Raw genomic sequence first — 21,379 nt, 5'->3', positions numbered from 1 at the left:
CGACGGCTGCTAGCGTGCGCCGGAGTCGATCGGATTCCGAACCGACCGAAGACCGGGCCAGGACGGTGTGATGGGTTCCCGCAGTACGAATCTCCGTACGAAGATCATCGCGCTGCTGGCGTCGCTGATCGCGCTCTGGGCGTTCGCCGCGTGGGTAACCGTACGGGACGGATTCAACCTGCTCGGCGTGCAGACGCTCAACGCGCGCGTCTTCGAGCCGAGCGACCCGCTGCTGCAGGAGTTGCAGGCCGAGCGCCGCCTGTCGCTGCGCTACCTCGGCGAGTCCGATCCGGGCCGGTTGCAGGAGCTGGAGGCCCAGCGCGCGCGTACCGACGAGACCGCCGGCGCGTTGTGGCGCTCGGTGCGGGACTGGCGCACCGAGCTCCCCGCCAGCGAGGAGCTGATGAGCCGGCTCGACGAGCTGAAGACCGAGCTGGACCAGCTCGGCCAGGTACGCGCCGACGTCAGCCGCAAGACCATCGACCGGACCAGCACGCTGATCGCGTACGACGAGGCGGTCGACGGGATCTTCGCGGTCTTCGACGCCCTCGGCGGCCTCGACGACGACGAGATCGCCAAGGACACCGCCGCGCTCATCGACCTCAACCGGTCCCGGGAGCTGCTGTCCCAGCAGGACGCGCTGCTCACCGGCGCGATCGCCGCCAACCGGATCACCGTCGGCGAGCAGACCGCGTTCGCCCGCCTGGTCGGCGCGCAGTGGTTCCTCGCCGACCGTACCGCCCGGGAACTCGCCCCCGGCGACCGCGCCCGCTTCGACCGGATGGTCGAGGGCGACGCGTTCCAGCAGCTCCGCACGCTCCAGGACCAGGTGCTCGCGGCCAAGGGCGCCGAGGTGCGCCCGCCGGTGACCGCAGCCGCGTGGCAGGCCGCCGCCGAGAAGGCGATGGCCGACCTGCGCGAGGTGATCCTCGCCGGCGGTGAGGACATCGTCTCCCGGGCCACGCCGGTCGCTGTGGGCGTCATCGTGCGGCTGGTGCTCGCCGCCGGTCTCGGCCTGATCGCCGTCATCGCCTCCGTGGTCGTCTCGATCACCACGGCTCGGGCGCTCGTCCGCCAGCTCGAACGGCTGCGCGAGGCCGCCTTCAGGCTGGCGCACGAACGGCTGCCGAGCGTGGTGGAACGGCTGGGCCGCGGCGAGGAGGTGGACGTCGCCCGCGAGGCGCCACCGTTGCAGTTCGGCGACGACGAGATCGGCCAGGTGGGCAAGGCGTTCAACGTCGTCCAGGAGACCGCCGTCCGGACCGCCGTCGAGCAGGCCGAACTGCGCCGCAGCGTCCGCGACGTGTTCCTCAGCCTGGCCCGGCGTACCCAGGCGCTCGTGCACCGGCAGCTGACGCTGCTGGACGCGATGGAGCGGCGGGAACACGACGCCGAGGAGTTGGAGGACCTGTTCCGGGTCGACCACCTGGCCACCCGGATGCGGCGCAACGCGGAGAACCTGATCGTGCTCTCCGGCTCGACGCCGGGCCGGGCCTGGCGGCGCAACGTGCCAATGGTCGACGTGGTCCGCGGCGCGGTCGCCGAGGTCGAGGACTACACCCGGGTCACCGTGCGCCCGCTCGGCGAGGTGTCGCTGACCGGCCGCGCCGTCGGTGACGTGATCCACCTGCTGGCCGAGCTGATCGAGAACGGACTCTCCTTCTCGCCGCCGCAGACCACAGTGGAGGTCCGTGGCCAGCTCGTCGCAAACGGCTTCGCCGTCGAGATCGAGGACCGCGGCCTCGGCATGAGCGCCGACGAACTGGCCGCCGCCAACGCACGCATCGTCGACCGGTCCGAGCTGAACCTCGCCGACGCGGCCCGGCTCGGCCTGTTCGTGGTCAGCCGGCTCACCGAGCGGCACGGCGTGAAGGTGCAGCTCAAGGAGTCCGCGTACGGCGGCACGACGGCAGTGGTGCTGATCCCGCGTGAACTGATCACCGCCGCCGGCGCCGACGAGGCCGACGCCCTGCCCGCCCCCGGGACGGCCCTGCCCGCGACGCCCGCGCCGGACCCGGCACGGAGCACGCGCGACGGTGACGGGCCGGCGACCCCGTCCGGCCCGGACGACGGCGCCGAACCGGACCAGCCGGCCGAGCCCACCCCGCAGGTGCCGGAGCCGATGACGCAGGCGCCCCGGCTGACCCCCTCCGGGCTGCCCGCGCGTACCCGCAAGCGGCAGCCCGCGGTGGCGGGGCCCACCACGGAGCTGGCAGTGGTGGAGCGCCGGTCCGCCGCAACGACGGACGCGGCCGAGGCGTCGCTCGAGCCGGAGACCGCGCCGGTCACGGACGCGGGGCTGCCGGTCCGGGTACGCCAGGCCAGCCTCGTGCCGGAGCTGCGGCACGACCAGACCGCGGCGGACGACGACGCCGACGACGACACGGCGCGTGCACCGGAGCAGGTGCGCCGGATGATGAGCTCCTACCAGAGCGGTACGCGACGCGGCCGTACCGATGCCGCGCGTCTGCTCGGCGGAGCCCATGGGGCCGGCGGTGGGCCGGCCGACGCGGACGAGCAGGTTACCTGACCGGGACGTCGACGCGACGGAACCGGAAGCTGACGGCACACCAGCCGGGAAGATGAGGACGACGAGTGGCGCAGAAGACGGCTTCGAGCGCGGATCTGACGTGGCTGCTGGATGACCTGGTCGGCCGGGTCAAGCAGGCGGAGCACGCCGTGGCGCTCTCCACCGACGGCCTGTTGATGGCCTCGTCCCGCGAATTGAGCCGGGACGACGGCGAGCACCTGGCGGCCATGGCGGCGGGCATCCAGAGCCTGGCCCGTGGCGCGGGCAAGCGGTTCGGTGGCGGGCACGTGCAGCAGACCATCATCGAGATGCAGTCCTCCTTCCTGTTCGTCACCGCGGCCGGGCGCAACGCCTGCCTGGCGGTGCTGGCCTCGGAGGACGCGGACGTCGGCCTGATCGCGTACGAGATGGCCATGCTCGTCACCCGGGTCGGCCGGTTCGTCGCGTCACCGACCCGGGAACAGCCCCTCGGCGAGAACGCGGCACGATGACCGGCCGGGGGGACTCCGCGGAGCAGGAGTGGGTGGACGACCACGCCGGCCCGGTGGTGCGCCCGTACGCGGTGACCGGAGGCCGGGCCCGCCCGGTCACCGGCACGTTCGACCTGATCTCGCTGGTCACCTCGACCCGCACCGATGTCGGGTCGGAGTCCGGGCTGGGCCCGGAGCACGTGGCGATCGTCGGCCTCTGCCAGCGGATCCTCTCCGTGGCCGAGATCGCCGCCCATCTCGACCTGCCGGTGGGCACGGTCCGGGTTCTCCTCGGAGACCTGGCCGCCCGCAGCCTGGTACAGGTACGCGAGCCGCGCGCGACCACCGCCGGCCTTCCCGACGAGCACGTTTTCGAGGCGGTAATCAATGGACTACGGGCGCTCTGAGCGGCCGGCGGGCGCCGCGCCGCTGCCCACCGCGATCAAGATCCTGATCGCAGGCGGGTTCGGCGTCGGCAAGACCACAATGGTCGGCGCGGTCAGCGAGACCCGGCCGCTGCGCACCGAGGAGGTGCTGACCGAGACCGGGATCGGCATCGACGACCTGTCCGGCATCGAGGAGAAGTCGACCACCACGGTGGCGATGGACTTCGGCCGCATCACCCTCAGCGACGACCTCGTGCTCTACCTGTTCGGCACGCCCGGCCAGGACCGGTTCTGGTTCGTCTGGGACGAGTTGGCGCTCGGCGCGCTCGGTGCGGTGGTGCTCGCCGACACCCGCCGGCTGGCCGACTGCTTCCCGTCGATCGACTACTTCGAGGGTCGCGGCACGCCCTTCGTGGTGGCGGTGAACTGCTTCGAGGGCGCCAAGCAGTTCCGCCTGGACGAGGTGCAGGCCGCGCTCGACCTGGACCCGGGCGTACCCGTGGTGCTGTGCGACGCGCGCAAGCGGGAGTCGGCCAAGGAGGTGCTGATCACGCTGCTGGAGCACGCCATGAAACTGCGCGAGGCGCGCCGCCGCGCCGCCGAGGACTGACCGGTCACACATCGACGGGGGAGTGGGGATGACCGAGGTGACGGTCCGGGCGATGACCCCGGAGGAGTTCGACAGCTGGCAGGACGAGCTGGCCGCCGGCTACGCGCAGGAGCACGTGGCCGCCGGCAACTGGACTGCGGAGGAGGCGCTCGACCGGGCCCGGCGGGAGAGCGCCGCCTTCCTGCCGCAGGGCATGGCCACGCCCGGCATGCTCTTCCTGCTCGGTGTGCTGGCCGACGGTTCGCCGGTGGGGCGCCTGTGGATCGGCCTGACCCACCCGCGCGGTGTCGCGGGCTGCGCGTTCCTCTACGACATCGAGGTGGCCGCCGAGCATCGGGGCCGGGGCCTGGGGCGGGCGCTGCTCGCGGCCGGGGAGCGGGCGGCCCGGGAGCACGGCGCCGAGGCGCTCGAACTGAACGTGTTCGGCGCCAACGAGACGGCGCGCAGGCTGTACGAGACGTCCGGCTACCGCGTCGTCACCCAGCAGATGCGCAAGGACCTGCCCGCCTAGCGCCGCTACAGCCGGGTGGCGGTCCGGACCAGCGCGGCCAGTGCCCGCGACCGACTGTGCGGTGGCCAGGCGATCACGGTGGTCACCGCCGGCGCGTCCGGCACCGGCACGGCGGTCAGGTCGGCGAGCAGCAGCGACCGGACTGACTCCGGCAGCACCACCGCGGTGCGGCCCAGCGCGATGAGCTGGAACAACTGGGCGTGGTCCCGGACCTCGGGGCCCGGACCGTCCGGGTACGACCCGTCGGCCCGGGGCCAGCGCGGCATCGGCAGGCCGGGCAGCGTCTCCACCTCGGCCAGCAGCAGGTGCGGCCGCCGGGCCAGGGGATGTCCGGCCGGCAGGACCGCCACCTGCTGCTCGGTGACCAGTTCCTCGGTGTCCAGCCCCGTGGTCGAGTCGAACGGCAGGTGCAGCAGCGCCACGTCGGCCCGCCCGTCGCGCAGCAGCCGTTCCTGCTCGCCGATGCCGCACAGCAGCACCTCGACGGGGACGGCGTCCGGCTCGGCCGCGTACGCGTCGAGCAGTTTCGGCAGCAGCTCGCTCGACGCGCCCGCCTTCGTCGCCAGCACCAGCCCGGGGCCGCCGTTCGACGCCTCACCGGCGCGGCGGGTACGGCGGTCGGCGGCGTCCACGGCGTCCAGGGCGGCCCGGCCCTCGCGCAGCAGCACCGACCCGGCCGCGGTGAGCGCGACGCTGCGGCTGTCCCGTTCCAGCAGCGTCACGCCGAGGCGCCGTTCGAGTTGGCGGATCGCCCGCGACAGCGGCGGCTGGGCGATGCCCAGGCGGCGCGCGGCGCGACCGAAGTGCAGTTCCTCGGCGACCGCGACGAAGTAGCGAAGCTCCCGCGTCTCCATCCCGCCACCGTACCGCCGCATCGATACCCGTCGGGTATCGGTCGCTACCGAGGTGGTGTTGGAGGCCCGCGCGCCGCGCGGACAGGATCGAGCCCATGAGTGAACGGACGATCGCGCTGGTGACCGGCGCGAACAAGGGCATCGGGTACGAGATCGCAGCCGGTCTGGGCGCGCTTGGCATGCGGGTGGGTGTCGGCGCCCGGGATGAGCAGCGGCTCGCGGACGCGGTGGCGAAGCTGCGCGCGGGCGGCGTGGACGCGTTCGGCGTACCGCTGGACGTGACCGACGACGCGAGCGTGACCGCCGCCGCCCGGCTGCTCGAGACGGAGGCCGGCGGTCTGGACGTGCTCGTCAACAACGCGGGCGTGACCGGTGGCGTGCCCCAGCATCCGGGTGACGTGGACGTCGCGACCATGCGGGCCGCGGTCGAGGTGAACGTGATCGGGGTGGTCCGGGTGACCGAGGCGATGCTGCCGTTGCTGCGCCGCTCGGTCTCGCCACGGATCGTCAACGTCTCCAGCGGCGTCGGCTCGCTGACCCGGCAGAGCGCCTCCGCCGGGGAGGACCAGACCGGTCCGCTGTCGGTGGCGTACGCGCCGTCGAAGAGCATGCTCAACGCGGTGACCATCCAGTACGCGCGGGCGCTCGCAGGCACGAACATCCTGATCAACGCCGCCTGCCCGGGATTCACCGCGACCGACCTCAACGGCTTCCGGGGCGTACGGACCGTGCAGCAGGGCGCGGCGACCCCGATCCGGCTGGCGACGCTGCCGGACGACGGGCCGACCGGCGGCTACTTCGAGGACGCGGGCGCGATCCCGTGGTGACTCCGGTCAGCATCCGTTCGGGTGGCCCGGGGGCGTGCCCTCGAACCGCACGTGTTCGGGGCAACGAGACGGCGACGGCGCTCTGCCGGACTACTGATCGTCGGGGTGACTGAGCGTCATGCTCAGTGCGAGACACATTGCTGTCGAGCGGTATACCTCAGAGGCATATTCATGCCTCTGAGGTATACCGCTCTGAGGTGACGTCACTTCCCCCTGGGTTGCGTCCACGGGAGTGGTGTACGACTTGCCCGTGATGGGCGTGTTGCGTAGATGAGAGACGGCCATCGCGTCGATCCTTCAAGACGACCAAGTCAGAGAAGGAAGAGAGAACGCGATGGCCGCATCTGAGAGTGTGAGCCCTGTTGACCTGCTACGCGAGCAGATCGAGGGCGCGTCGCCGGACATGTTGCAGGCGATGATCAAGACGTTCGCGCAGGCGGTGATGTCCGCTGAGGCCGACGCGATCTGCGGTGCCGGTTACGGACAGCGCAGCGATGAGCGGGTGAATTCCCGCAACGGATACCGGGCCCGGGAGTGGGACACCCGCGCCGGCACGATCGATCTGGCGATCCCGAAGCTGCGGCACGGCAGCTACTTCCCGGAGTGGTTGCTGACGCACCGGCGGCGGGCCGAGCAGGCCCTGGTCTCGGTCGTGGCCACAAGCTATCTGCTCGGGGTGTCGACGCGGCGAGTGGAGAAGCTGGTCGAGCAACTCGGCATCCGGCAGTTGTCGAAGTCGCAGGTCTCAGAGATGGCCGCCCACCTCGACGCCCAGGTCGAGGCCTTCCGCAACCGGCCCCTGGACGCCGCCCACTACACGTTCGTGTGGATGGACGCGCTGACCATGAAGGTCCGCGAGCACGGCCGGACCGTCAACGTCCACGCCCTGATCGCCGTCGGGGTCAACGCCGACGGCGGCCGCGAAGTCCTTGGCATGGACGTGGCCTCGGATGAGGACGGCGCCGGCTGGCTGGCGTTCCTGCGCAGCCTGACCGCCCGCGGTCTGTCCGGTGTCCGCCTGGTCATCTCCGACGCGCACGCCGGCCTCGTGGCCGCGATCGGGGCGGCCCTGCCCGGCGCGACCTGGCAGCGGTGCCGCACCCACTACCTGCGCAACCTGCTGACGAAGGTGCCGAAGTCGGCGCAGCCATGGATCGCCACCCTCGTGCGCACGATCTTCGACCAGCCTGATGCCGATGCCGTCCACGCCCAGTTCCGGCGGGTCGTGGCCACGATCGAGGCGAAGTTCCCGGCCGCCGCTGAGCATCTCGACGCCGCCCGCGACGACCTCCTAGCCTTCACCGGCTTCCCCCGCGAGATCTGGCGCCAGATCTGGTCGAACAACCCGCAGGAACGCCTGAACAAGGAGATCCGCCGCCGCACCGACGTCGTCGGGATCTTCCCCAACCGGGCGGCGATCATCCGCCTCGTCGGCGCGGTCCTCGCCGAGCAGACCGATGAATGGACCGAGGGACGCCGCTACATGGGCCTGGAACTGCTCGCCAAAGCCCGTCTGATCACCGTCGACAGCAGCCAACACGACACCGACCACACCGACGCGGCACCGATCGCCGCATAACATCAGACCGGATCACGCGATGGCCGTCTCTTACACCACCAGCGCGGACGTGACCTCCCCCTGACGGCACGCTCGGACGTGCGGTGGTTCATCAGGGTGCGGCGCGGACCCGAGCGGTCCGGCTGGCGAGGGTGGCCCGTCAGCACCACATCACCGGGTTGCCGGTCGTCACCGACGCCGCGCACAGCCGGCGCAGCGGCTCCACGATGTAGGCGAAGTCGCCGCTCGACCGGCTGCAGGTCCGTACCGCGAGCCGTTCGGGCGGCGGCTCGCCGTGCTCGCCCACCGGCCGCTGGCCGAACCGAACGGCCCGGAACAGCGTCACCGGCGGGTCGGCGCGGTCGAGGACGAAGAAGCCGTCCGGATCGACGCCCGCCTGAAAGCCCGGCCCGAACATGAACACGCCGCGGTAGCTCTCGACGTACTGCATCAGGACCCGGCCGGTCGCCTCGTCGATCAGCTCCACCTCGTCGCTGATCCGGGCGGTGCCGGCGAACGCGTCCAGTTCGGCGAGCACGGCCGCTGCCCGGTCGGCGGGCAGCGAGCCGCCGTTGGCGTCCGGCAACGCGGCGGCGAGCGTCGGGAAACGGTGCTCGCCGGCCGCGCGCAGCGCCTGCTGGAACAGCCGTACGCCGGCCCAGTTGGACACGCCCTCGCTGACCAGCGCCATGTGCCGGTGCGCGCACGCGTCGCCCGACATCCAGGAGTAGAAGGCGTTGTCGGCGACCCCGTCGTACTCGCCGGTCCGCAACAGCGCCAACCAGCCGTCCTCGTCGTAGCCGACCGGGCCGATCGGACACGGCGTGGTGAGGTCGTCCTGCCAGCACCGGCAGTACACGAACGCGTCGAGTCCCACGCCGGCACGCTACCGGCGCCCGGACGGCGGAGCGCACCGGTTTTCGGCGGCTCAGGTTTCCGGCGGCTCAGGTGACGGCGAGCAGTACGGCGTCTCCGCGCGCCGCCGCGTCGCGGTAGAAGTCTCGCAGCGCGGTGAGGTTCGGCAGCAGGTAGTTGTCGAACTCGTCGACGCCGTCGTCCCAGATGTGCGGGTAGATCCCGGACTCCGACATGGCCTCCGGGTCGAAGCGGGCCCGCAGCGTCGCGTCGTCCACCGCGTCGAGCCCGGCGGCCACGGCGCGGACGGCGTCCGGCATGAGCAGCCGGGCCGGGCCCATGCCGAGATCCGGCCCGATCGGGTCACCACCCAGGACGGCCGGCCCGGCGTCACCCCGGACCTCGTACGCGTCGCCGGTCAGCAGGTAGTGCAGGCCGTGCCACGCCTTGTCCAGGTCGAGCTCGTCCGGGCCGCTGTGGAAGATCGTGACGACCGTGTCCGGCTCGGCGAGCACCGTCGCCAGTTCCTTGCCGGACAGCCGGCGTGCGGTGAACACCATGCCCATGTGGTCGTCTCCCGGGGTGTCGGTCGGAATCGGTGGCAGCGTAACGCGAGCGTCCGACAGGCGTGCCATCATCGGCGCATGGCCACGGAGTTCCGGCACCTCAGCGTCCACATCGACCGCCCGGCCGCGGAGGTCTACGCCTTCGCCGCCGACCCGGCGAACCTGACCCGCTGGGCGCCGGGCCTCGGCGGCTCGGTCGTCCTCGACGACGGCCACTGGTTCGTGGACACCCCGCAGGGGCGGGCGCGGCTGACGTTCGCGCCGGCCAACGAGTACGGCGTGCTCGACCACGAGGTGCTGACGCCCTCCGGCGAGAAGGTCTACGTGCCGCTGCGTGCCGTCGCCGACGGTGACGCCACGGAGGTGGTGTTCAGCCTGCGGCGGCAGCCCGGCATGAGCGACGCGGACTTCGACCGGGACACCGCCCTGGTGGGGGCGGACCTGGCCCGGCTCAAGGCCGTGCTGGAGAGCGCCGCCGGCTGAGAGGCGCGCGTGATCAGCCCGGCGTCCCTGTCCGCACTGCCGCCCGGATGATGGCGTCGAGGCCCTCCTCGAACAGCAGGTCGTCCCATCGGGTGTCGTCGAGATGGCCGGAGGCGCTCAGGGTCGGATGGGTGTCGGCGCTCGCGGCGATGTGGTCGCGGGCCGCGGCGCTCGCGTCCGGGTCCGCGGTCCGGCGCCACGTGGCCTCCGTGAGCGAGGCGCCGATGACGTAGTTGGCCAGCATTCTCGTGGCGACCGCGAGGTGAAGATCCTGACAGCCGCCGCGCACGAGCGCCGACTGCAGGAACTCGGTACGGGCCAGGACGTTGGGCCCGAGCATCGGACGTCCGATCAGCTTCGGTGCCCAGGGATGGCGCAGCATCGCGCCGCGCCAGGCCCGGACGAGGACGCGGATGTCCTCCGTCCAGTCGTCGCCGTCGTCCGGAACCGGCACGTCGCCGAAGATGTGGTCGACGGCCAGGTCCAGGACGTCGTCCTTCGTCTTCACGTGCCAGTACAGCGCGGTGGCGGTCACGTCGAGCCGTCGGGCGAGGCAACGCATCGTCAGGCCCTCGACGGGCAAGGAGGGTGCCATGCCCCTGCTGCGGATCCACCTCGACAGCGACTCCACGACCGCCCGCCGCGTCCTGCAGACGCATCGCGAGGGCGGTGTCCATCACGAGTCGCGGGAAGCGGCCCGGGAACAGGTGTGGCGCCAGGGCCGCACCCCGGCCGGTGACCCGGTCTTCGTCGGCATCACCAACGGCCGCCGCAACGTGCAACTGCTCTACGACGTCGAGGTCTACTCCGACACCGTTGCGTGAGGACTCGCCGGCACGCACGCCCCGCTTCGTATGGGAATTGCGCCCCGGGCTCGACCGGCGATCGTGAGCGGGAAGGAATTCGGCGCACGTGTGCGCCGGCGTTCGAATCCGGCCTACGCGATCCGCCGAGCGACCGGGCTCAGCGGCGGGTCGACGTCACGAACCGGGTCCACGCGGCCGGGGTGAAGGTGAGCACCGGACCGGCCGGGTCCTTCGAGTCGCGGACGCCGACCACACCGGGCAGGTTGCCGGCGACCTCGACGCAGTCGCCGCCGTTGCCGCCGCTGCGGGTGCTCTTGCGCCACCGGGCGCCGCTCAGGTCCATGCCGCCGCCACTTCCCTCAGCAGTTCCAGGGTCCGCGCGCGGGGGAGCGCCTCGCCCCGGATGCGTTCCCACCGACGCTCCAGGGTAGCAATCTCCGAGGGTTGCTCGATGATCTGCGCGCTGGCCTGGCTGTCCACATGCGCCACCCGGTTGCCGTCGCGCAACTCCGCGATGACGAACGGCCCGTCCAGCCCGGGATAGGTCGGCGTGTCCACCGGCACCACGTGGAGCTGCACGTTCGGCAGCTCGGCGCAAGCGAGCAGGTGGGTCACCTGCGCGGCCATCAGCGCCCGGTCGCCGGCGGGGGCGCGGCGCAGCACCTGCTCGTCGAGCACCACGACGTACAGCGGCCCGCGCGGCCGGGTGAGGATGCCCTGCCGGTCCAGCCGGGCGGTGACCAGGTAGGTGACCTCGTCGGCGGTCACCGGGTGGTGCTGCCGCTGACCGGCCACCGCGCGTGCGGTCCGGCCTGGCGCTGCGACCGCTGCGGCGAGCCCTGGCCGTGCCCGACCCTGCGGGCCGCGCCCACCGACGCGGCCCGCCGCGCCACGATGATCCCCGAGTTCTCCCGGCTCACCCGGCATGCCATCCGCGACCTACGTGGGCAACCCGGCGGCCCGGACCCGATCGCGATCGTGCGGCGCTTCCTGTGGTTCCTGCCGCTCACCGACTCCGAGGCGCGCGCCGTCGCGCTCCGCCTCCGCTGGAAGTGTAAGGAAGGGCCCCTTGTTAACGCCTGCGGTAGAGGAAGGGCCCCTTTTTAACAGTGAGCTGTTAAGAAGGGGCCCTTCCTTACATCCGAGATCAGTTGGCGATCATGCGGCGCAGCACGTACTGCAGGATGCCGCCGTGCCGGTAGTAGTCCGCCTCACCCGGGGTGTCGATGCGGACCACGGCGTCGAACTCCACGCCGGTGTCGGTGGTGACCTTGACCGTCCGCGGGGTCTCGCCGTCGTTCAGCGCGGTGACGCCGCTGATCGAGAACGTCTCGGTGCCGGTCAGGCCCAGCGACTCGGCGGTCTCGCCGCCCGGGAACTGCAGCGGCAGCACGCCCATGCCGATCAGGTTCGAGCGGTGGATCCGCTCGTACGACTCGGCGATGACCGCCTTCACGCCCAGCAGCATGGTGCCCTTGGCGGCCCAGTCACGCGACGAGCCCGAGCCGTACTCCTTGCCGGCCAGGATGACCAGCGGGACGCCCGCCTCCTGGTACGCCATCGAGGCGTCGTAGATCGAGGTCTGCTCGCCGGTCAGGTGGTTGACGGTGAAGCCGCCCTCCACGCCCGGGACGAGCTGGTTGCGCAGCCGGATGTTGGCGAACGTGCCCCGGATCATCACCTCGTGGTTGCCCCGGCGGGAGCCGTACGAGTTGAACTCGTGCCGGGCCACGCCGTGCTCGGCCAGGTACTTGCCGGCGGGGGAGTCCGCCTTGATCGAACCGGCCGGGGAGATGTGGTCGGTGGTCACCGAGTCACCCAGCTTCGCCAGGACGCGCGCGTCCGCGATGTCCTGCACCGGCGCCGGCTCCTGCTGCATGCCCTCGAAGTACGGGGGCTTGCGCACGTAGGTCGACTCGCCGTCCCAGGAGAACGTGTCACCGGTCGGCGTCGGCAGCGACTGCCAGCGCTCGTCACCGGCGAACACGTCGGCGTACGCGGCACTGAAGCCGGTCGCGCCGATCGCCGAGGCGATGACGTCCTGGATCTCGGCGCTGTTCGGCCAGATCTCCCGCAGGAAAACCGGGTTGCCCTCGGCGTCCTCGCCGATCGGCTCGTTTGCGAGGTCGATGTCCATGGTGCCGGCGAGCGCGTACGCGACCACCAGCGGCGGGGACGCCAGGTAGTTCATCTTGACGTCCGGGTTGATCCGGCCCTCGAAGTTGCGGTTGCCGGACAGCACCGACACGACCGCCAGGTCGCCCTCGTTGACGGCGGCGGAGACCTCCTCCGGCAGCGGGCCGGAGTTGCCGATGCAGGTGGTGCAGCCGTAGCCGACCAGGTTGAAGCCGAGCTTCTCCAGGTACGGCGTGAGGCCGGCGCGGTCGTAGTAGTCCATGACGACCTTCGAGCCCGGCGCGAGGGTGGTCTTCACCCACGGCTTGCGGGCCAGGCCCTTGTCCACCGCGTTGCGGGCCAGCAGCGCGGCGCCGATCATCACCTGCGGGTTCGAGGTGTTGGTGCAGGAGGTGATCGCGGCGATCACCACGGCGCCGTGGTCCAGCTCGTACTCGACGCCGTCGGTGCCGGTCACGCGTACCGGATTGCTCGCCCGGCCGCCCGCGCCCACCGCGGCGGTCTCCAGGTCGCGCGGCGCGTCGGCCGGGTCGTTCACACCGTTGGCGGGGGAGTCGCTGGCCGGGAACGACTCGGCGGACGCCTCGTCGGCCGGGCCGTCGGCGCCGAACGGCTTCTCCTGCTGCGGCACGCCCGGCTTGCGGTCCGGGTCGCCACCGGTCTCGTCGGCGGCCACGTAGTCGCTGAGCGCGGCGCGGAACAGCGTCTTGGCGCTGCCCAGCGGCACCCGGTCCTGCGGGCGCTTCGGACCGGCCAGCGACGGCTCGATGGTGCCGAGGTCCAGCTCCAGGCGCTCGGAGTACTCCGGCTCGCGCTCCGGGTCGTGCCACAGGCCCTGCTCCTTGGCGTACGCCTCGACCAGCGCCACCTGAGACGCGTCGCGGCCGGTCAGCTCCAGGTAGCGGACGGTCTCGGCGTCGATCGGGAAGATCGCCACGGTCGAGCCGTACTCCGGCGACATGTTGCCGATGGTGGCGCGGTTGGCCAGCGGCACGGCGCTCACGCCCGGGCCGTAGAACTCGACGAACTTGCCGACCACGCCGTGCTTGCGCAGCATCTCGGTGATGGTCAGCACCAGGTCGGTGGCGGTGGTGCCGGCCGGCATCTCACCGGAGAGCTTGAAGCCGACGACCCGGGGGATCAGCATGCTGACCGGCTGGCCGAGCATCGCGGCCTCGGCCTCGATGCCGCCGACGCCCCAGCCCAGCACGCCCAGGCCGTTGACCATGGTGGTGTGCGAGTCGGTGCCGACGACCGTGTCCGGGTACGCCTGGCCGTTGCGCTCCATGATCGTACGAGCCAGGTACTCGATGTTGACCTGGTGCACGATGCCGGTGCCCGGCGGGACGACCTTGAACTCGTTGAACGCGGTCTGGCCCCAGCGCAGGAACTGGTAGCGCTCCTTGTTGCGCTCGTACTCCAGCTCGACGTTGCGCTCGAACGCGTCCTCGCGGCCGAACAGGTCGGCGATGACCGAGTGGTCGATGACCAGCTCGGCCGGAGCGAGGGGGTTGACCTTGGTGGCGTCGCCGCCGAGGTCGCGTACCGCCTCGCGCATGGTGGCCAGGTCGACCACGCAGGGCACGCCGGTGAAGTCCTGCATCAGCACCCGCGCCGGGGTGAACTGGATCTCCACGCTCGGGTCGGCGGTGGCGTCCCACGCGCCGAGCTGCTGGATGTGGTCGGCGGTGATGTTCGCGCCGTCCTCGGTCCGCAGCAGGTTCTCCAGCAGGATCTTCAAGCTGTAGGGCAGCCGCTCGTGGCCCTCCACCTTGTCGATCCTGAAAATCTCGTAGCTCGCGTCTCCGACGCGTAGCTGGGTCTTCGCACCGAAGGTGTCGAGGCTCGCCACGTCGTACTCCTTCACACCAGCGACCGTGAGTAGTCCTGAGCAGTTTGTCGCACCGACCGGGGCGCTGCCGTGCTTAGGCAACACTTACCTACGTCGGTCTCTACAAAACCGTACGTCCGTCTTGCTATTCGCGCAACCTCGTGCCACGCTGCGGGACGAGGAGGTGCCACCATGATCCATCACGTCCTGCTCGCCTGCCCCCGCGGCTCCGAGGATGTCTCGCGCTCCTTCTACACCGGCCTGCTCGGGCTCACCGAGAAGCCCAAACCCCTGGCCCTCGCCGCCCGCGGCGGTTGCTGGTTCACCGGGTACGACGCCGAGCTGCACCTGGGCGTCGAGGACGACTTCCGCCCGGCCCGCAAGGCGCACCCCGCGTTGCTGCGCCCCGACCTGGACGAGCTGGCCGCCCGCCTGGACGCCGCCGGACACACCGTGACCTGGGGCGACGACGAGATTCCCGGCATGCGGCGGTTCCACACGTACGACCCGCACGGCAACCGGCTGGAGTTCCTGGCCCCCGCAGGCTGACCGGCGCCCCGCCCCATCTCGTCGATCATGAAGTTGGCAGGGTTTTGTGACTGATTTGTCCCGGTCAACTTCATGATCGACGCGGTGGGGGGTGGTTGGGATCTTGGTACGAAAAGGCCCTTCCGGGGGCCATTTCGTACCAAGATCTTGTGCGGTGCCCGGCTTGTGGGACAGGGGTGTTGGGAAGTGGGACTGGGTGCGGGGGAGGTGGGGGTGGCCGGCGGTCAGGGGGCGGTTAGCAGGGCGAGCAGGGTGTCGCGAGCGGTGCGGACGGCGGCGCGGGACTCCTCGGTGTGGTCCAGCGCATCGAATCCGTGCTGTCCGTTCGGCACGTCCACCACGCGCAGCGGGATGCCGCGCCGCCGCGCGACCACCGTGAACGCCTCGACGGTGGGGGCGACCTCGGGCCGTTCCCGCCCCGCCCGGGTCAGTACGAGCGTCGGCCGTGCTGCACCCGCCGTCTGCGGAGCCTCGACGCCCGGGCCCGCCGTCTGCGGGGCCTCGCCGCCGGTGGGCAGGTCGAGGGCGTCCAGCGGGCGGAAGCGCGGGTCCACCGGGGGCCACCCGGGCAGCGGTGCCAGCAGGGGATAGGTAGCGGCCACGCCGCGCAGCCAGGCGGGCGGGTCGCGGAGCCAGTCGCCGAGCAGCAGGCCGGCGCCGGAGAAGAACCAGAGGCCGAGCCGGTCGGCGTCGACGCGCGGGTCGGCGCGGAGCAGTTCGGCGGCGGCGGCCACCCGGGCGGCGACCGTGTACAGGTCGTCCGGGCTCGCCACGGTGAGCCGGGGGACCGCGGCGAGCACGCCCGCCTCGGCGAGCAGCGCGCCGTAGCCCCGGTAGAGCGGCCAGTCCCGCGCGTCGGGGGCCTCGGGCGGTCCCGGTACGCCGTGCACGACGACGACCGCGGGATGCCGGCCGTCGCCGGCAGGCACGTGCAGGTCGACGTCGCCGTGCCGCTCCACGGCGGCCGGCGGGGGATCGAGGACGAACGGGCTCTCCCAGAAGACGGTTCCCATCCTGGCGATGGTAGGAGAATCCGCCGCCCGCGACTGTCCGTTCAGGACGACGAGGCCTTGGCGTGCCGTTCGCGCAGCCGGTCCCGGATCTCCTCCGGGGTGTACGCCCGGCGCCGCCGCTCGGCCCGCGCCACCACCACGCCGGTCGCCGCGACGCCGGCGAGACCCGCGAGACCGAGTACCTTCCACCACCGCATCCGTTGCCGCATCCGCATAGGGTAGTCCTCCATGAGCATCAGCCTGGACGAGGCCGTGGAGCTGACCCGCACCGGCGATCTGTGGGTGTTCCGCGGACGCAGCGTGCCCGACCGGGCCATCCAGCTCACCACGAACAGTCCGGTGAACCACGTGGGCATGGCCGTGGTGCTCGACGACATGCCGCCGCTGATGTGGCACGCCGAGCTGGGGCGTTCGCTGCCGGACATGTGGACCGGCACCCACCAGCGCGGCGTGCAGCTGCACGACCTGCGCGACGCGGTCTGCGTCTGGGCCAACCGGTACGGCCAGCGGGGCTGGCTGCGCCAGCTCGAACCACCGGCCGACACGGCGATGGAGGAGGCGGTGCTGCGTACCGTGGCCCGTCTGGACGGGACGCCGTTCCCGTCCACCGCGCAGCTCGCCTGGCGGTGGGCCCGGGGCCGGCTGCCGCACCCGCGCCGACTGAGCCTCGGCGGCCTCCGGGGCAGGACCGGCGACCGGAACCAGGTCGGCATCCTGAGCAAGATCATCGACAGGGGTGAGACCGGCAGACAGGGCAGGGCCGGCGATTCAGGCGACAGGCGCGAGGCGGGCGGGACCGGCGACACCGGCAGGGTCGGCGAAACCGGCAGGACCGGCGAAACCAGCAGGACCGGCGAAACCAGCAGGGAGAACGCCGCGGCGCTGGAGACGGCGTACTGCGCCGAGGTGGTCGCGGTGACCTACGAGGCGATGGGCCTGCTGCCCGAGGGGCGACGGCCCAACTGGTACGACCCGGGGCGGTTCTGGAGCGGCGACGACCTGGCCCTCAGCGGCGGCGCGCACCTCGGCGCGGAGATCGAGGTGCGGATCCCGCCGCGCTGAGGAAGGTTTGCCGCCGGGGCGGGCCGGTAATGAGGAGCGTCGTGACGGCTTCCACCGACCTCGACACGCTCACCGACTTCTTCGACCGGTACGGCGTGGCGCTGACCACCGCCGACGTGCCGGCCATCGCCGGGTGCTACGCCCTGCCCGGGCTGGTGGTCGCCGACACCTACAGCTTCTCGTTCACCTCGCCCGCGGCGGTGGCGCTCAGTTTCGTCGGCGCCGCGCCGGACTACCAGGAGCGGGAACTCGTCGCCGCGAACGCGCAGATCGAGGACGTGCAGCAGATCTCGGCGCTGCTCACCGAGGTGGCCGTGCGCTGGGAGTTCCTGGACAGCCAGGGCGGCGCGGTGCCCGGCGAGCGCTACCGCTACCTGCTGCGCACCACCGAGGACGGCCCGGTCATCTGCACCGTCATCCGTACCGCCTGATCGTGGTGGTGCGGCGGCCGGTCCGCGTGGCCGGCCGCCGCACCCACGGGCGTCAGCGGTGGTGGGCGCCGGCCCAGCGGTCGGCTTCGGGGGCCGGGTGCAGGCCGGGCTCGTGTAGGCCCTCCTCGGTGACCTGGCCGATCCGGCGGTACGTCTCCGGCCGGCTGGTACGCAGGATCGCGCCCCAGATCAGGCCGACCACGCCCGCCGCCACCGGGATCGCCGGCAGCAGCCACTTCAGGTAGCTCGCGGTGCCGGGGGCGAGCAGCGCGTCGAAGTTGAACAGCAGCACCAGCAGCACGGCGGTGAGCAGGACCGTGCCGAGCGCCGGGGCGATCGCCCGCTGCCACGCGCTCTCCGGGCCGGGACGGCCCCGGAAGAAGCCCACCACGGAGGCGGAGGTGAGCGTCATCAGCAGCACGACGCCGACCGCGGCCGCGCCGGACAGCCAGGTGAACAGGTCGATGACCGGGTCGCGGCCGGTCATCGCGAACGCCAGGAACACCACCACTGCCAGCACGCTCTGCACCAGCGAGCCCGCGACCGGGGCGCCGCTGCGGCTGGAGGTGGCGCCGAGGAAGCCCGGCAGCACCCGCTCGCGGCCCAGCGCGAACAGGTAGCGCGCCACGCCGTTGTGGAACGACAGCAGGGCGGCGAGGACGCTGGTGATGAACAGGACGTTGGCGATGTCGGCGACGACGACACCGGTGTACTGCTCGAGCGCGCCGAAGACGATGCCCGGTCCCGCCTCGGCACTGGCCGCCGGGGCGTTCTCCGGGCCGGTGAGCACCGTGAGCGCCCAGGCGGAGAAGGCGTAGAACAGGCCGGTGAACGCGACGGCGATGTAGGTGGCCCGGGCCACGGTGCGACGCGGATCCTTGACCTCCTCGCTGTAGATGGCGCCGCTCTCGAAGCCGGTGAAGGAGGCGATGGTGAACGCGAGCACCGCTCCGAAGCCGGCGCCGAACAGGTGCCCGGGGCTGATGCCGGCGGCGGTGACGGTACCGCCGTCCGGGTTGGCGAAGGCGACCAGGTCGAAGATCAGCACGACCACGCACTCGAGGACGAGCAGCACGGCGAGGACGGTGGCGTTGAGGTCGATGCGCAGCACGCCGAGCGCGCCGATGAACACCCAGGCCAGCAGCGCCCAGACCCACCAGTCGAGCTCGATCCCGGTCTTGGCGGCCATGAAGTCGCCCAGGATCGCGCCGAGCAGGCCGTACAGACCGATCTGGATCGCGTTGTAGGCCGCGAGCGCGACCGCCGAGCCGGCCACCCCGCCGGCCCGGCCGAGGCCGTTGGCGATGTACGCGTAGAACGCACCGGCGTTGGCGACGTACCGGCTCATCGCGGCGTAGCCGGTGGCGAAGACGGCGAGGACGGCGGCGAGGAGCACGTACCCGAGCGCGGCGCCGGTGTTGCCGCTGACCGCGTACATGGTGGTGACACCACCGCCGAGAACGGTCAGCGGGGCTGACGCGGCGACGGTGAAGAACACGAGGTGGGCGGTGCCGAGACGACCGCGGCGCAGCCCACCGTCGGAGAAGAACGGATCGGAGGACAAGGCTTCTCCAGGGGAGGGGGTGAGGGGATTGATGTGTCTACTTCGGAACAACCTGAAGCAGGGTATTGGTGATCACTGATCGTGACAACCCCGCTTCGATATCGATTGGGGCGTGCGTGATCGACCGGAATTGAGCTCTGCGTGGTCATGCCGTACCGTCCCGTGGCGACGATCACGGCCACCGTTCGAGGATGGACCATGACCTACCCCGGGGCGCAGGCCACATACCGGCTTGCGGATGCGCTGTTCCTTATCGGACACGACGAGTTCACCGGCAAGCCACACGTCGCCGTCGACCGGCTGGAGTGCGGGCTGGCCGGCGCCGCGCTCGCCGAGCTGATGTTCGAGGGCCGGATCGCCCTCGACGGAGGGGGGATCGCCGCTGTCGATCCGCGGCTGTGGCAGGAGCCGCTCACCGACCTGCTGATCACCGAGATCCTGCGCCGCGAGGGGGCGCATCCGGCCCGGCTGTGGATCCGCTACCTGCGGACCCAGCTCAACATCAACGAACGCGTGGGCACCCGGCTGGTCACCGCCGGTGTGCTCCGGCGCGAGCAGGGCAAGCTCATCGGCCGGACGGTGCGCTGGCCGGCCATCGACCCGAACCAGGCGGCCTCACCACGGGTGCGGCTGACCGCGATGCTGATGCACTCGTCCCCGGCCGAACTGGACCCGGGCACGCTGCTGCTGGCGACCCTCGCCGAGGCGGTCGGGCTGGCCGCGCACATCTTCGACCCGCAGGTGGCCACGCGGATGCGCGACTGCCGCCGGTTCCTGCCGGCTCAGCTCGAAGGGCTGCTCGCCGCCGTCGTGGGCGCGCTCGACGTCACCACCACGACGGTACGGCGATGACGTCCCGCCCCGGGCGCAGCCGGGGCGGGACGGTTCGCGATCACGCCGGGTCGCGCCACATCGGATAGAGGCTGGGGCCCTCCGGCAGGTCCAGCGTGGTCGGGCGGCGCCGGAATCCGAGCCGCTCGTACAGTGCGGCGTTGCGGGGCGTGCTCGCCTCCAGGTACGCCGCGGTGCCGGCCTGATCCAGCTCGGCCAGCTTGTTACGCAGCAGCGCCGAGCCGACGCCCTTGCCGTGATGGTCCGGGTGCACCGCGATGAAGGGCAGGTACCAGTGCGGCTCGGCCGGGTGCCGGGCGCTCATCATCTCGTCCAGCACGCCGAACCGCTTCATGGCCTCCGTGCCGATGGCGGCCTCCATGCCGTCGAACTCGTCGCCCTCGTCGGCGTCGTGTCCTTCGCCGGTGGGCAGCCAGAGCGTGGCGCCCAGACCGTCGCCGGCGACGTGTACCTCACCGGTGCGCAGCGCCAGCGCCACGAACGGCCCGAAGAAGCCGGGGTGGACCCGGGCGCGGTGGTCGTCGGTCGGGAAGATCCAGCCGCTCACCGGATCCCGCATGAACGCCTCGGCGAGGATCGCGGTCACGACGGCGGTGTCCGCCGTGGACGCCCGCCGGATGTTGCCCTGCCACTCAGTCACTGGCCAACCGTCCTACCGGCTCGACGAGCCATTGTGGTCATTGATCGGCGTGCAAGGTATCAGGTGTCCACGGCCGTGCGGCAGGGGTCGGTCGCTGTCGTTCGCCGCGACCCGTCCGTCTGGCTAGGCTGGCCCGAACCCCGACAGGAGGACAATGTCCCGCTCGCGTCGTCCCGGCCCGCAGCCCGGGGCCGCCATGACCTCGTCCCCCTGGATCCTCGTCGCCGCGGGCGTCGTCGTGATGGTGGTCCTGCTGGTGGTGGCGCTCGGTTCGGTGCGGGGCCGGCGTACGTTCCCGGCGGCCGGTCCGGCGGATCCGGTGATGTCGCTGCCGCAGGCCCCGCTGACGCCTGCGGCGGTCACCGCGACCGGCCCGTCGCCGGTGTCCGCAACCGCTGCGGTGGTGCCGGGACTGTCGCCCCGGTCCACGGTGCTGCCCGCCCGGCCGACGTCGGCCGCGCCGACCCCCGGTCCCCGGGGCGTGGCCCGGCCGGCTCCGCCCCCGCCGCCTCCCGCGCCGCCGTCGGCGGTGACCGGTCGGTACAGCGTGCCGAACGCCTTCGACGGCGGCTTCATCGGTGAGGTGCTGCTGGTCAACACCGCGGGTACGCCACAGGGCTGGACGGTGCGCGCCGAGTTCCCCGGTGGCCGGCTGGTCACCGCCTGGGTCGAGGGCGCCGAGCAGGGCGTGTTCGACTTCGCCGACGGCGTGTTCACCTACCGCAGCGGTTTCGACCTGGCGCCCGGGCAGTCCGTGCCGGTGCGGTTCCACATCGAGCGGGCCGGTACCCGGCCAGTGAGCTGCACCGTCGACGGCTCGCCCTGCGCCGGGCGGTAGATCCGGC

The 21,379-nt window shown here is 71.9% G+C and carries 25 protein-coding genes and 1 pseudogene; 14 read left to right on the top strand and 12 right to left on the bottom strand.

The window, feature by feature from the left end:
• Positions 1–70 precede the first annotated feature (70 nt).
• The 5 genes from KSK32_RS01810 (at position 71) to KSK32_RS01790 (ending at position 4,507) form a co-directional block, all read left to right on the top strand.
• A complete protein-coding gene (locus KSK32_RS01810; protein ID WP_216928130.1) occupies positions 71–2,530 on the top strand; it encodes a nitrate- and nitrite sensing domain-containing protein in 2,460 nt (819 codons plus the stop codon).
• 65 nt (positions 2,531–2,595) lie between these two features.
• On the top strand, positions 2,596–3,021 hold the full coding sequence (locus KSK32_RS01805; RefSeq protein ID WP_216928129.1) for a roadblock/LC7 domain-containing protein: 426 nt from the start codon (positions 2,596–2,598) through the stop codon (positions 3,019–3,021).
• Positions 3,018–3,407 (top strand): DUF742 domain-containing protein, encoded by a 390-nt coding sequence (locus KSK32_RS01800; RefSeq protein ID WP_013287416.1) that lies wholly within the window; start codon positions 3,018–3,020, stop codon positions 3,405–3,407. The genes KSK32_RS01805 and KSK32_RS01800 overlap by 4 nt, the downstream gene beginning before the upstream one ends.
• A complete protein-coding gene (locus KSK32_RS01795) occupies positions 3,388–3,996 on the top strand; it encodes an ATP/GTP-binding protein (RefSeq protein ID WP_216928128.1) in 609 nt (202 codons plus the stop codon). Before KSK32_RS01800 ends, KSK32_RS01795 begins: the two co-directional genes overlap by 20 nt.
• A 28-nt stretch (positions 3,997–4,024) precedes the next feature.
• A complete protein-coding gene (locus KSK32_RS01790; protein WP_216928127.1) occupies positions 4,025–4,507 on the top strand; it encodes a GNAT family N-acetyltransferase in 483 nt (160 codons plus the stop codon).
• Between the two features lie 5 nt (positions 4,508–4,512).
• On the opposite strand, the gene KSK32_RS01785 is transcribed toward KSK32_RS01790, so the two are convergent.
• On the bottom strand, positions 4,513–5,361 hold the full coding sequence (locus KSK32_RS01785) for a LysR family transcriptional regulator (RefSeq protein ID WP_216928126.1): 849 nt from the start codon (positions 5,359–5,361) through the stop codon (positions 4,513–4,515).
• Between the two features lie 95 nt (positions 5,362–5,456).
• Between KSK32_RS01785 and KSK32_RS01780 the strand changes: the two genes are divergently transcribed.
• Positions 5,457–6,188: an SDR family oxidoreductase gene (locus KSK32_RS01780; protein ID WP_216928125.1), complete on the top strand. Its 732-nt coding sequence runs from the start codon at positions 5,457–5,459 to the stop codon at positions 6,186–6,188.
• Between the two features lie 334 nt (positions 6,189–6,522).
• Positions 6,523–7,767, top strand: coding sequence for an IS256 family transposase (locus KSK32_RS01775; protein WP_216928124.1), 1,245 nt, complete (start codon positions 6,523–6,525; stop codon positions 7,765–7,767).
• Between the two features lie 139 nt (positions 7,768–7,906).
• Here the strand turns inward: KSK32_RS01775 and KSK32_RS01770 are convergent, their stop codons facing one another.
• Together KSK32_RS01770 and KSK32_RS01765 are read right to left on the bottom strand one after the other, a co-directional pair.
• A complete protein-coding gene (locus KSK32_RS01770; protein ID WP_216928123.1) occupies positions 7,907–8,623 on the bottom strand; it encodes a hypothetical protein in 717 nt (238 codons plus the stop codon).
• A gap of 67 nt (positions 8,624–8,690) precedes the next feature.
• Positions 8,691–9,167 carry a YfbM family protein gene (locus tag KSK32_RS01765; RefSeq protein ID WP_216928122.1) on the bottom strand — a complete coding sequence of 159 codons (477 nt, stop codon included), beginning with the start codon at positions 9,165–9,167 and terminating at the stop codon, positions 8,691–8,693.
• Positions 9,168–9,245: 78 nt separating this feature from the next.
• Here KSK32_RS01765 and KSK32_RS01760 point away from each other — a divergent pair, with 78 nt between their 5' ends.
• Positions 9,246–9,650 carry an SRPBCC family protein gene (locus KSK32_RS01760; protein ID WP_216928121.1) on the top strand — a complete coding sequence of 135 codons (405 nt, stop codon included), beginning with the start codon at positions 9,246–9,248 and terminating at the stop codon, positions 9,648–9,650.
• Between the two features lie 13 nt (positions 9,651–9,663).
• Here KSK32_RS01760 and KSK32_RS01755 read toward each other — a convergent pair whose 3' ends face one another.
• Complete coding sequence (locus KSK32_RS01755; RefSeq protein WP_216928120.1) at positions 9,664–10,245, bottom strand: TetR/AcrR family transcriptional regulator C-terminal domain-containing protein; 582 nt, start codon at positions 10,243–10,245, stop codon at positions 9,664–9,666.
• Between KSK32_RS01755 and KSK32_RS01750 the strand changes: the two genes are divergently transcribed.
• The gene (locus KSK32_RS01750; protein ID WP_216928119.1) at positions 10,244–10,474 is read left to right on the top strand and encodes a hypothetical protein; all 231 of its coding nucleotides are present in this window, start codon (positions 10,244–10,246) and stop codon (positions 10,472–10,474) included. The two genes, KSK32_RS01755 and KSK32_RS01750, sit on opposite strands and share 2 nt — an antisense overlap.
• Before the next feature lie 139 nt (positions 10,475–10,613).
• Here the strand turns inward: KSK32_RS01750 and KSK32_RS01745 are convergent, their stop codons facing one another.
• The 4 genes and pseudogenes from KSK32_RS01745 to KSK32_RS01730 all read right to left on the bottom strand — a co-directional run bounded on the left by KSK32_RS01745 (position 10,614) and on the right by KSK32_RS01730 (position 14,459).
• The gene (locus KSK32_RS01745) at positions 10,614–10,799 is read right to left on the bottom strand and encodes a DUF397 domain-containing protein (protein WP_135241137.1); all 186 of its coding nucleotides are present in this window, start codon (positions 10,797–10,799) and stop codon (positions 10,614–10,616) included.
• A pseudogene (locus KSK32_RS01740) lies at positions 10,790–11,224 on the bottom strand (DUF5753 domain-containing protein); the annotation flags it as partial. The pseudogene KSK32_RS01740 and the gene KSK32_RS01745, both read right to left, overlap by 10 nt.
• On the bottom strand, positions 11,221–11,376 hold the full coding sequence (locus KSK32_RS01735) for a hypothetical protein (protein WP_216928118.1): 156 nt from the start codon (positions 11,374–11,376) through the stop codon (positions 11,221–11,223). The pseudogene KSK32_RS01740 and the gene KSK32_RS01735, both read right to left, overlap by 4 nt.
• A 227-nt stretch (positions 11,377–11,603) precedes the next feature.
• On the bottom strand, positions 11,604–14,459 hold the full coding sequence (locus tag KSK32_RS01730) for an aconitate hydratase (protein WP_216928117.1): 2,856 nt from the start codon (positions 14,457–14,459) through the stop codon (positions 11,604–11,606).
• A gap of 156 nt (positions 14,460–14,615) precedes the next feature.
• On the opposite strand from KSK32_RS01730, the gene KSK32_RS01725 reads away from it, so the two are divergent.
• Entirely contained in the window at positions 14,616–14,972 is a 357-nt protein-coding gene (locus tag KSK32_RS01725; RefSeq protein WP_216928116.1) for a VOC family protein, read from the top strand.
• Between the two features lie 224 nt (positions 14,973–15,196).
• On the opposite strand, the gene KSK32_RS01720 is transcribed toward KSK32_RS01725, so the two are convergent.
• Both KSK32_RS01720 and KSK32_RS01715 read right to left on the bottom strand, forming a co-directional pair.
• A complete protein-coding gene (locus KSK32_RS01720; protein ID WP_216928115.1) occupies positions 15,197–15,985 on the bottom strand; it encodes a hypothetical protein in 789 nt (262 codons plus the stop codon).
• Positions 15,986–16,026: 41 nt separating this feature from the next.
• Positions 16,027–16,215 (bottom strand): hypothetical protein, encoded by a 189-nt coding sequence (locus KSK32_RS01715; protein ID WP_141708223.1) that lies wholly within the window; start codon positions 16,213–16,215, stop codon positions 16,027–16,029.
• On the opposite strand from KSK32_RS01715, the gene KSK32_RS01710 reads away from it, so the two are divergent.
• Both KSK32_RS01710 and KSK32_RS01705 read left to right on the top strand, forming a co-directional pair.
• On the top strand, positions 16,214–17,047 hold the full coding sequence (locus tag KSK32_RS01710; RefSeq protein WP_216928114.1) for a hypothetical protein: 834 nt from the start codon (positions 16,214–16,216) through the stop codon (positions 17,045–17,047). The genes KSK32_RS01715 and KSK32_RS01710 overlap by 2 nt on opposite strands.
• A 41-nt stretch (positions 17,048–17,088) precedes the next feature.
• A complete protein-coding gene (locus KSK32_RS01705) occupies positions 17,089–17,478 on the top strand; it encodes a hypothetical protein (protein WP_030274248.1) in 390 nt (129 codons plus the stop codon).
• 52 nt (positions 17,479–17,530) lie between these two features.
• Here the strand turns inward: KSK32_RS01705 and KSK32_RS01700 are convergent, their stop codons facing one another.
• Positions 17,531–19,042 carry an APC family permease gene (locus KSK32_RS01700; RefSeq protein WP_216928113.1) on the bottom strand — a complete coding sequence of 504 codons (1,512 nt, stop codon included), beginning with the start codon at positions 19,040–19,042 and terminating at the stop codon, positions 17,531–17,533.
• Positions 19,043–19,240: 198 nt separating this feature from the next.
• Between KSK32_RS01700 and KSK32_RS01695 the strand changes: the two genes are divergently transcribed.
• On the top strand, positions 19,241–19,894 hold the full coding sequence (locus tag KSK32_RS01695) for a GPP34 family phosphoprotein (protein WP_128137146.1): 654 nt from the start codon (positions 19,241–19,243) through the stop codon (positions 19,892–19,894).
• 40 nt (positions 19,895–19,934) lie between these two features.
• Here the strand turns inward: KSK32_RS01695 and KSK32_RS34480 are convergent, their stop codons facing one another.
• Positions 19,935–20,534 (bottom strand): GNAT family N-acetyltransferase, encoded by a 600-nt coding sequence (locus KSK32_RS34480; RefSeq protein ID WP_216928112.1) that lies wholly within the window; start codon positions 20,532–20,534, stop codon positions 19,935–19,937.
• Between the two features lie 196 nt (positions 20,535–20,730).
• On the opposite strand from KSK32_RS34480, the gene KSK32_RS01685 reads away from it, so the two are divergent.
• Positions 20,731–21,372, top strand: coding sequence for a cellulose binding domain-containing protein (locus KSK32_RS01685; RefSeq protein ID WP_289256472.1), 642 nt, complete (start codon positions 20,731–20,733; stop codon positions 21,370–21,372).
• Positions 21,373–21,379: the final 7 nt, after the last annotated feature.

The organism is Micromonospora sp. WMMB482 (assembly GCF_019038635.1).
Taxonomy (GTDB): domain Bacteria; phylum Actinomycetota; class Actinomycetes; order Mycobacteriales; family Micromonosporaceae; genus Micromonospora; species Micromonospora marina.
This window is presented reverse-complemented; position numbering and strand designations above follow the sequence as displayed.

Excerpts from the sequence above, each read along its gene's own strand:
- KSK32_RS01810 (WP_216928130.1), top strand. The coding sequence starts at position 71 with ATGGGTTCCCGCAGTACGAATCTCCGTACGAAGATCATCGCGCTGCTG.
- KSK32_RS01800 (WP_013287416.1), top strand. The coding sequence starts at position 3,018 with ATGACCGGCCGGGGGGACTCCGCGGAGCAGGAGTGGGTGGACGACCAC.
- KSK32_RS01795 (WP_216928128.1), top strand. The coding sequence starts at position 3,388 with ATGGACTACGGGCGCTCTGAGCGGCCGGCGGGCGCCGCGCCGCTGCCC.
- KSK32_RS01790 (WP_216928127.1), top strand. The coding sequence starts at position 4,025 with ATGACCGAGGTGACGGTCCGGGCGATGACCCCGGAGGAGTTCGACAGC.
- KSK32_RS01785 (WP_216928126.1), bottom strand. The coding sequence starts at position 5,361 with ATGGAGACGCGGGAGCTTCGCTACTTCGTCGCGGTCGCCGAGGAACTG.
- KSK32_RS01780 (WP_216928125.1), top strand. The coding sequence starts at position 5,457 with ATGAGTGAACGGACGATCGCGCTGGTGACCGGCGCGAACAAGGGCATC.
- KSK32_RS01775 (WP_216928124.1), top strand. The coding sequence starts at position 6,523 with ATGGCCGCATCTGAGAGTGTGAGCCCTGTTGACCTGCTACGCGAGCAG.
- KSK32_RS01765 (WP_216928122.1), bottom strand. The coding sequence starts at position 9,167 with ATGGGCATGGTGTTCACCGCACGCCGGCTGTCCGGCAAGGAACTGGCG.
- KSK32_RS01760 (WP_216928121.1), top strand. The coding sequence starts at position 9,246 with ATGGCCACGGAGTTCCGGCACCTCAGCGTCCACATCGACCGCCCGGCC.
- KSK32_RS01750 (WP_216928119.1), top strand. The coding sequence starts at position 10,244 with ATGCCCCTGCTGCGGATCCACCTCGACAGCGACTCCACGACCGCCCGC.
- KSK32_RS01755 (WP_216928120.1), bottom strand. The coding sequence starts at position 10,245 with ATGGCACCCTCCTTGCCCGTCGAGGGCCTGACGATGCGTTGCCTCGCC.
- KSK32_RS01745 (WP_135241137.1), bottom strand. The coding sequence starts at position 10,799 with ATGGACCTGAGCGGCGCCCGGTGGCGCAAGAGCACCCGCAGCGGCGGC.
- KSK32_RS01725 (WP_216928116.1), top strand. The coding sequence starts at position 14,616 with ATGATCCATCACGTCCTGCTCGCCTGCCCCCGCGGCTCCGAGGATGTC.
- KSK32_RS01720 (WP_216928115.1), bottom strand. The coding sequence starts at position 15,985 with ATGGGAACCGTCTTCTGGGAGAGCCCGTTCGTCCTCGATCCCCCGCCG.
- KSK32_RS01710 (WP_216928114.1), top strand. The coding sequence starts at position 16,214 with ATGAGCATCAGCCTGGACGAGGCCGTGGAGCTGACCCGCACCGGCGAT.
- KSK32_RS01715 (WP_141708223.1), bottom strand. The coding sequence starts at position 16,215 with ATGGAGGACTACCCTATGCGGATGCGGCAACGGATGCGGTGGTGGAAG.
- KSK32_RS01695 (WP_128137146.1), top strand. The coding sequence starts at position 19,241 with ATGACCTACCCCGGGGCGCAGGCCACATACCGGCTTGCGGATGCGCTG.
- KSK32_RS01685 (WP_289256472.1), top strand. The coding sequence starts at position 20,731 with ATGACCTCGTCCCCCTGGATCCTCGTCGCCGCGGGCGTCGTCGTGATG.